We start from the raw sequence: 8,744 nt of genomic DNA, 5'->3' as shown, positions 1-8,744 counted from the left end.
TTGTGTGTGAAGATGTTGTCAGTGTGAAAGGCAACTCAAGTTCGGTGGTGACTGCATTTGAGTTGTTTTTATTTCCCTACAATCGCCACGTAATGTAAACCAAGAATCTTTATATTGTGTGTGAAGATGTTGTCAGTGTGAAAGGCAACTCAAGTTCGGTGGTGACTGCATTTGAGTTGTTTTATTTCCCTACAATGCCACGTAATGTAAACCAAGAATCTTTATATTGTGTGTGAAGATGTTGTCAGTGTGAAAGGCGGCTCAAGTTCGGTGGTGACTGAATTTGGGCTGTTTTTATTTGTGCGACACAATTATTACCCCCTCCTAAAAACCTATAATCCTATTAAATACTTCTCTTTAAATCGTTTTTTATTTGAACTAACCGAATGTTTTTTATCGTGTTATTTTTTATTAACAAAATAGCTTCGAAAGCTTAACTCAAATTAATTGATTTTTAGTTGAACAGAAAATTCTCTTTGTTATACTCAAGTTCGAACTTTCAGTAAGTTTTGAAAGTTTGGTTGATACGGATCAATTTTCGCTAGGTAAATATGTGCTAGCTGGATTTGATTGTATTTAGCATCTGGTTTTAGGGCTTACAACAGCAATGTTTTTTAAATTTTTCCATTGCGAACTGTATTACTCTAATTTTGTTATAGTCATTTTAGTAGGTTAATGTCTTTGAACACACTTTCTTTGTATCATACAACTACGGAACTTGCCTCTGGCGAGCCGCAGACGTGTGAACGCTTGAATAAAGCAGGCAAGGGCGTGTGTGTAGCTATAACTTTATTAGTGTTTAATACTGTAATGTTGCTAAGCGGTGCATTAGAGGATGCCTTCAAGCTTGAAGCGCTATTAAGTGATGGGTTTATTGTAGAGCCACTGTTACTTAATCTTGCGCAATTTTTAGCTCATCCGATCATATCAAGTCAGTTACTTATTGGCCTTTGTTGGTTATTGTTCCATATTTGTCCAGCGCGTCGTGCTGGCATAATCCTCCGTAAAGCAGCCTTTGCTTTTAGCGAGGCTAAAGTTCTTCAGCCTGTGATCTCTTCACACGGTTGTCGTGCTCCACCTAGCTTTACAGGTTGCCTGTAACGCTGCATCTTGTTGCTGGTTTTAATTATTTGTTCTTGCTGTAAATAATTAAGGTTAGCTAAAACAAAGTAGCTCCGTGTTTTTTAAACACATTTCAGCCAACCACCACTCACCCAAGTTAACTTTTATTACGTTATATAAATGCGTTTAGAAAGCTGGGTTTGTTGCTAGGTCATTAATGGCATGAGCTTTAGGTTTTGAATAGCCCCCTTATTTTTATAATTTAATTCTAGTTAACTTGGGTTTTTATTGAAAAATCGTTGCTTTGGTTTTTATTTTAAGCAGCAAATTGAAACTCTAGGTTTGTAGGATACTCCCTTGTTAATTCGTAACCTTTGTAATATTGCTTTAGCTAGTACAGTGCTGGCGTTGTCAGGCTGTAAAGGCGGGATACTCGATCCAAAAGGGCAGATAGGCATTGATGAGAAAAATTTAATCATCATCGCAACTGTGCTTATGTTGCTTGTAGTCGTTCCCGTTATTGTGATGACTTTGTATTTCGCTTGGAAATATAGAGACACTCAAAACCAAGAAATTTATGCTCCAAAATGGGCTCATTCAAATAAAATTGAAGCCGTTGTTTGGGCTGTTCCTATTGTTATTGTAATCATTTTAGGTGTTATTACCTGGCAGTCTACCCAAGAGCTAGACCCTTACAAACCAATTGAAGGTAAAGGTAAGCATCTTACTGTTGAAGTGGTTTCATTAAACTGGAAGTGGCTGTTTATATATCCTGAGCAAGGTATTGCTACGGTTAATGAATTAGTGTTCCCAGCAAATGTACCTGTTGAATATAAAATCACTTCAGAGAGCACAATGAACTCCTTTTTTATTCCGCAATTGGGTAGTCAAATATACTCAATGGCTGGGATGGAAACCAAGCTTCACTTAATTGCAAATGAGCCAGGTACGTTTAAAGGCTTTTCTGCAAATTACAGCGGCGCAGGTTTTACTGGCATGAAATTTAATGCCATTGCTACACCTACCCAAGCTGGTTTTGATAAGTGGGTGAGTGATGTGAAAGCGAATTCAAGCGCTAACAACCTGACTCATGCAAATTATGTTGAGCTTGCAAAAGCAAGTGAAAATAACCCTGTAGCCTATTACGGAAAAGTTGATGACGGCTTATTTCATACCATTGTTATGAAGTATATGCAGGCGCATGGCGATATGAACAAAAAACACCATGCAATGGGCGAACATGGGCAAATGAGTAAAAAGCATCATGAAATGAGTGAGCACTCAATGCCTTCATCTCACAGCCAAGGCGAGGAATAATAATGTCGTTATTAGGTAATCTTTCACTCGACGCAATTCCGTTTCATGAGCCAATTCTTGTGTTCACGATGTCGGTTATTGCGATAGCTGGGCTTATTATTGCCGGGCTTATTACAAAGTATAAAAAATGGGGCGTGCTTTGGCGCGACTGGATCACGTCTGTTGATCACAAACGCTTAGGCGTAATGTATATTCTTTTAGCACTAATAATGCTGTTTCGTGGTTTTTCTGATGCAATAATGATGCGTGCACAGTTGGCACTTGCTACCAGTGGTGCGCCAGGTTATTTACCACCAGAACACTACGACCAAATATTTACTGCCCACGGCGTAATCATGATCATATTTATGGCAATGCCATTTATGATTGGTCTAATGAACATCGTATTGCCACTTCAAATTGGTGCTCGCGATGTTGCTTTTCCATTTTTAAATAATTTAAGTTTTTGGTTTACAGCCAGTGGTGCAATTTTAATTAACTTATCACTTGTGTTTGGTGAGTTTGCAAAAACAGGTTGGGTGGCATATCCGCCGCTTTCGGAGCTGACCTTTAGCCCTGGGGTGGGGGTCGATTATTATATTTGGGCCCTGCAAATATCCGGGCTCGGTACACTGCTAACAGCCGTAAACTTTTTAGCAACCGTGTTTAAAATGCGTGCACCAGGTATGACCCTAATGAAAATGCCAATTTTCACATGGGCATGTACATGGGCAAACATCTTAATTGCAGCATCATTCCCAATTTTAACTGCTGTACTTGCAATGCTAACACTTGACCGTTATCTCGACTTCCACTTCTTTACCAATGAATTGGGCGGTAACGCCATGATGTACATCAACCTGTTTTGGGCATGGGGTCATCCTGAGGTATACATATTAGTATTACCAGCGTTTGGTATTTTTTCTGAAATTATTTCGACCTTTGCCGGTAAACGTTTGTTTGGTTACAAATCGATGGTTTATGCCAGCGGTGCAATCTCAATTTTAGGCTTTATTGTTTGGTTACATCACTTCTTTACTATGGGCTCAAGTGCTAACGTTAACGCGTTCTTTGGGGTAATGACCATGGTTATTGCCGTACCAACTGGGGTTAAGTTGTTTAACTGGTTATTTACTATTTACCGAGGTCGTTTACGTATTAGTGTACCGGTACTTTGGACTCTTGGCTTTATGGTTACCTTTACCGTAGGCGGTATGACCGGTGTATTACTTGCCATTCCTGGCGCCGATTATGTACTGCATAACAGCTTATTCTTAATTGCACATTTCCATAACACAATTATTGGTGGTGCTGTGTTTGGTTACCTGGCCGGTTTTGTATTTTGGTTCCCTAAAGCAATGGGCTTTAAACTTAATGAAAAATGGGGCAAAGCATCATTTTGGTGTTGGATTATTGGTTTCTTCGTAGCATTTATGCCGCTGTACGTACTTGGTTTCTTAGGTATGACACGTCGCTTAAACCACACTAACAACCCAGATTGGAACATGTGGTTATACATTGCCGCAGGCGGTGCTGTGATTATTATGTTTGGTATTATCAGCCAAGTAATTCAATTATATGTGAGCTTTAGAGACCGTGAAGCGCTTGACGATACAACAGGCGATCCGTGGAACGGCCACACACTTGAGTGGGCTACAAGTTCACCTCCGCAAATTTATAACTTTGCAACAATTCCACATATTGATGATATTGATGCATGGACCGATATGAAAGAAAAAGGTCAAGCATATCAAGATAAAGCAAACTACAGCCCTATTCATATGCCTAAAAACACATCAGCTGGCGTGTTAATGGCAGCAAGTTTAACAGTATTTTGTTTTGCAATGATTTGGCATATTTGGTGGTTAGCTGTTGTTGGGCTAGTAGGCGGAATTGCCATTTTTATCAAACGTTGTTACACCAGCGATGTAGATTACTATATACAACCTGATGAAATTGCACGCATTGAAGCTGCATATAATTCAAGTGGCGTTAAGGAGTTAAAAGCGTGAGTACACTTTCTGCAAATTTAGACTCTGTATCACACGATGATCATGCCCACGCGCATGATCACCACGATACTTCGGGTGATACCGTATTTGGTTTTTGGTTATACCTAATGACCGATTGCCTACTGTTTGCCTCGTTTTTTGCCACTTACGCTGTGTTATTTATGAACACAGCCGGTGGCGTATCGGGTAAAGATATTTTTGAACTCGACTTTGTAGCAGTAGAAACTGCAGCACTACTGATTAGTAGTATTACTTTTGGTTTTGCCATGATTGCCGCTCAAGGGCAAAAAAAGGCACTAACACTGACTTGGTTATTTGTTACGTTTTGTTTAGGTGCTGTGTTTATTAGTATGGAAGTATACGAATTTCATCACCTAATTGTGCATGGCAATGGTCCACAACAAAGTGCCTTTTTAACATCGTTTTTCTCATTAGTTGGCTTACATGGTTTACATGTAACAGCGGGTCTAATTTGGATGACCATAATGATGATTGAAGTTGCTAAACGCGGCTTAGGTAAAGCAACCGTAACGCGTTTAAGCTGCTTAAGCCTATTTTGGCACTTCTTAGACATTGTTTGGATTTGTGTATTTACCGTTGTTTATTTAATGGGAGCAATGTAATGAGCCACAGCGAAACGCATGCGTTAAAGCAAACGCAAAGTGATCATCATGATGAATCTCATGGCAGTGTTAAAACTTACTTAATTGGCTTTGTGCTATCGGTAATTTTAACTGCTATACCGTTTTACATGGTAATGGAAGGTGACTTTTCAAAAGCAACAACGCTTTGGAGCATTGTTACTTTAGCAATCGTACAAATTTGGGTGCATTTAAAATACTTTTTACACCTTAATTTTACCACCGAAGATGGCCGTGCAAGTACTTTCACATTCCTATTCAGTGCTCTGATCATCGTAATGGTTGTTGGGTTATCTGTTTGGATCATTTATGAATCTAACGCAATGATGATGTACTAGGAGTTGAAGATGTTTCGTCGTTATTTATCAGTGACAAAGCCGGGTATTATTATGGGCAATTTGATCAGCGTAGCGGGCGGGTTTTTACTTGCTTCGCGCGGTGATATAGACCCATGGTTAATGATTGCCACATTAATTGGTTTGTCGCTAGTGGTTGCATCAGGTTGCGCTATCAATAATGTTATAGATAGAGACATAGATGTGGCCATGGCGCGTACTCGTACGCGGGTTACAGTAACGGGCGAAATGTCGGCCTTTGCTGCACTTAGTCACGGTATTTTATTGGGTGTTGTGGGCTTTGGTTTACTTATCGCCTACACCACTCAAGCCGCGGTATTTTTTGCAGCCTTTGGCTACGTAATTTATGTAGGGGTTTATAGCCTCTACATGAAACGCAACTCAGTATATGGCACTTTTGTAGGCAGCCTTTCTGGCGCTGTACCGCCAGTAGTAGGTTACTGCGCCGTAACAGGGCAGTTCGATATGGGCGCATTAATACTGCTAGTTATGTTTAGCTTGTGGCAAATGCCGCACTCTTACGCTATTGCTATTTTTCGCTTTAAAGATTATCAAGCTGCAGGTATTCCTGTATTACCAGTAGCGCAAGGTATCGACAAAGCAAAACGCCATATCGTACTTTACATTGCTGTATATGCCCTAGTTGTGATGTTACTGCCAATTACTGGCTACACAGGTGCTGCTTTTATGGCTGTTGCTTGTATTACCAGCTTTTGGTGGTTGCTAATGGCGCTACGTGGTTATCGTCGTAATATTGATATGAGTAGCTGGGCACGTAAAGTGTTCGCATTTTCAATTATTAATATTACAGCGTTAAGTATTGCTATGGCTGTTGATTATCATAGTGTTGCTCCACAGCTATTAACGCTTACCTAATTTAAAAATTTTTAACTATTCCAAAGTTAATCCAAAGGCTCGAAAGGGCCTTTTTTTATGCCTAAATATTAAAATAATTGAACATCAGTACTCTCGCCCTTTTACTTTCTAAAATCATCAGCATTGTAATAAAGTGGTTTAAGGGTGCCGCAGTTAATAAATTTATAGGTAAGCTCATTTTCAGCTGGGACACGTTTTGAGGTACGAAGCTTTTGCATACATGCATTAACTAAATCAACAAAAATAAGATGGTTATAGCTCGGCGCTTGTTGAATTTTATGAATATAAATACGCTTACTCCCGCCCAGATTAATCATGTCGTAGTCTTGCCATTGCGATGATTCACTTAAATCTTTTAGATCTCTGGCATACAGTTGCTTACTCAGTTCAAGCTCTTTTTTTGAGTAAATTAAACTACCACCTTGTTGATAATCACCCTCGTAAATGTCGGTAATAATCGTAATTTCTTCACCACGCATTAAATGTTGAATATTAAACGCTTGTGGCTTAACCGTGATTAGTTCAGCATTTCTAACAAAGTTTAAGAGTGCGACATCGGGGTTTCCTATTTTATAAACAACTTGCACATCATCTGGAGAATTATAACTAGGTAAGTTAATCGCAATTATAGATGAGCCTTGATTAACCAAAGCCATAGGATGCTCAGCATTGTAAGCAGGGTCTACCGGTGGAAGTTCTACTTTTTCTTCTTCAGCTGCGGCAAAGCCACTTAAAGTAACTAGTAATAAAGTAAGTAGTAGGCGCATTATAATCTCAATTAATTTATGAGCTTAAATTGTAGTATAAAATATATATTACATTGAGTTAATTACACTTAATACTTAAATGCCAAGCATTGTATAAAAGGCTCAAATGAGCCTTTTATACAATTTCAGGTAATCTTAAAGCGACATTAAAATAAGCACTATTTAATTGCTTTTTTTACTTCTCGCCAATCTATTATTTTAAAGTTTTGAGGTTGCTGTGGCATACGATTATAACCATCTTGTACAACTAAAATACCTTCAGGATAACCCGGTAGGGACTTAGATGTTACTGTTAACCCGTCGGTTTCTGATGAGCCATCAATACCATTAACCAAATCACTTATTACATTAAACTTACCCGTAAACTCTAAGCTAGGTGTTTTAATGCCCGCAGTATCATTATTTATTTTATACAGTACGTAGCTGTTATCACCTTGGCTGGAAACAACTAAATAACGTGTTTTGTCGCTGTGGTAAATTTCCATACCTTCAACATCATCAACAAGTTGCTCATTTATACCTTGCAGCATAACCGGTGTACTGCCTGCCGTTGGCTCTGCACCTATAAACCAAATACCGGCATCTTCTTCGCCTACAAATAATTGTCCCAGTTCATCATCTGCACTACAGCCTTCTGGTTGGCTTGGTAGGTTAAACTCGCGAACAAGTTTGCCTGTTATTTTTTCGTTATCCTCACTGATTTTATATTGCTGATACAGCCCCGATTTATCATTTACAAATACATAGTTCCCCGTATTTGACGAGTACATACATAAGCCATAAATTTCATCAAGATTGGTAGGAATATCAGCAATGTACTTCACACTATTATTAGCTTGTACTGTAAATAGACTAATACCGTTAAGCGTTCGGTTACTAGCAGTTATTAATGTATTGGTACTGTTTTTAATCGTGCTATTTTGTCGCAGGTCTACGTTATTTAAACGACCAACTTCAAGTGACTGTTCAAGCTTGCCATTTAGGCTGTATACCATTAGTCCACGGCGTTTATCGGTGCCTAAAATTAAGCTGTTTGCTGCATCTTTAGGGTTAACCCAAATTGCCGGATCGTCTGCTGCATCACCAAATGCTTGAACGGGGGCCGTTTGTGCACTTGCCTTTATTTGAGTGATTGATTGAGTGTTGGTTTTTAATGGTTTTTTGATAGGTGTTACAGGTAATGTACTTTTAATATAAGCGCCTGTTTCGTCGTTATACAGCACTGCCGTTGCCGCGTTGTTACTTGTGTAATTTACCGCTACCGATTCCAAGCTCAAGTCACCATTTAACATCCAGTTATTAAGCATTTTACTAATTGGATCATAAGCATACACAGTATTGTTTTTGGTACTAGTAAACCAGATAATACCATCTTGCGAAGCTGAAATAGCTCCTAGTTCACTGTGTAACTTTCCAAAGGGGGCGACTAAAGCAATCGGTTTTTTATCTGCTTGCGATTCCGCGTTCGCGTTTATTGCCCAAATGCCTACTTCGCTTTCACTTACATATAAGGTATTTGTTGTTGTACTTACAGCACAACCCGACGCCTCACTAACGCCAGAAAATTCACGTTCATTTACGTTAACCGCTTTATTATTCGCTGTATCAAAAATAATAGTTTCGGTAATTAGCCCGCGTACATCAGGTACAAATGCCGATATTGATTCACTCGCTTTATTAGCAAATAAACACACCGTATCGGGTTGTGCTTGTGGTGGGTTAATGCGGGTTAGT

General features: G+C 39.1%; 8 protein-coding genes. 6 read left to right on the top strand and 2 right to left on the bottom strand.

All coding sequences use genetic code 11. The annotated features are described in order from the left end of the window. Window positions 1-681: 681 nt before the first annotated feature. The 6 genes from L655_RS0100850 (at window position 682) to cyoE (ending at window position 6,243) form a co-directional block, all read left to right on the top strand. Window positions 682-1,101 (top strand): hypothetical protein, encoded by a 420-nt coding sequence (locus tag L655_RS0100850; RefSeq protein ID WP_024603772.1) that lies wholly within the window; start codon window positions 682-684, stop codon window positions 1,099-1,101. 318 nt (window positions 1,102-1,419) lie between these two features. Beyond that, window positions 1,420-2,379: a ubiquinol oxidase subunit II gene (gene cyoA, locus L655_RS0100845; protein ID WP_024603771.1), complete on the top strand. Its 960-nt coding sequence runs from the start codon at window positions 1,420-1,422 to the stop codon at window positions 2,377-2,379. Between the two features lie 2 nt (window positions 2,380-2,381). Continuing rightward, window positions 2,382-4,370 carry a cytochrome o ubiquinol oxidase subunit I gene (gene cyoB / locus L655_RS0100840; RefSeq protein WP_024596558.1) on the top strand — a complete coding sequence of 663 codons (1,989 nt, stop codon included), beginning with the start codon at window positions 2,382-2,384 and terminating at the stop codon, window positions 4,368-4,370. After that, window positions 4,367-4,993, top strand: coding sequence for a cytochrome o ubiquinol oxidase subunit III (cyoC, locus tag L655_RS0100835; RefSeq protein WP_024603770.1), 627 nt, complete (start codon window positions 4,367-4,369; stop codon window positions 4,991-4,993). Before cyoB ends, cyoC begins: the two co-directional genes overlap by 4 nt. Continuing rightward, window positions 4,993-5,349 carry a cytochrome o ubiquinol oxidase subunit IV gene (cyoD, locus tag L655_RS0100830; protein WP_024603769.1) on the top strand — a complete coding sequence of 119 codons (357 nt, stop codon included), beginning with the start codon at window positions 4,993-4,995 and terminating at the stop codon, window positions 5,347-5,349. The genes cyoC and cyoD overlap by 1 nt, the downstream gene beginning before the upstream one ends. A gap of 9 nt (window positions 5,350-5,358) precedes the next feature. Next, window positions 5,359-6,243, top strand: a complete 885-nt coding sequence (gene cyoE, locus L655_RS0100825; RefSeq protein WP_002958102.1) for a heme o synthase — start codon at window positions 5,359-5,361, stop codon at window positions 6,241-6,243. 101 nt (window positions 6,244-6,344) lie between these two features. Here cyoE and L655_RS0100820 read toward each other — a convergent pair whose 3' ends face one another. Continuing rightward, on the bottom strand, window positions 6,345-7,010 hold the full coding sequence (locus L655_RS0100820) for a hypothetical protein (RefSeq protein WP_024603768.1): 666 nt from the start codon (window positions 7,008-7,010) through the stop codon (window positions 6,345-6,347). 158 nt (window positions 7,011-7,168) lie between these two features. After that, the coding region (locus L655_RS0100815) for a phytase (protein WP_024603767.1) at window positions 7,169-8,744 on the bottom strand (1,576 nt) is incomplete at its 5' end.

This window comes from Pseudoalteromonas sp. TAE79 (assembly GCF_000498015.1).
Lineage (GTDB): Bacteria > Pseudomonadota > Gammaproteobacteria > Enterobacterales > Alteromonadaceae > Pseudoalteromonas.
This window is presented reverse-complemented; position numbering and strand designations above follow the sequence as displayed.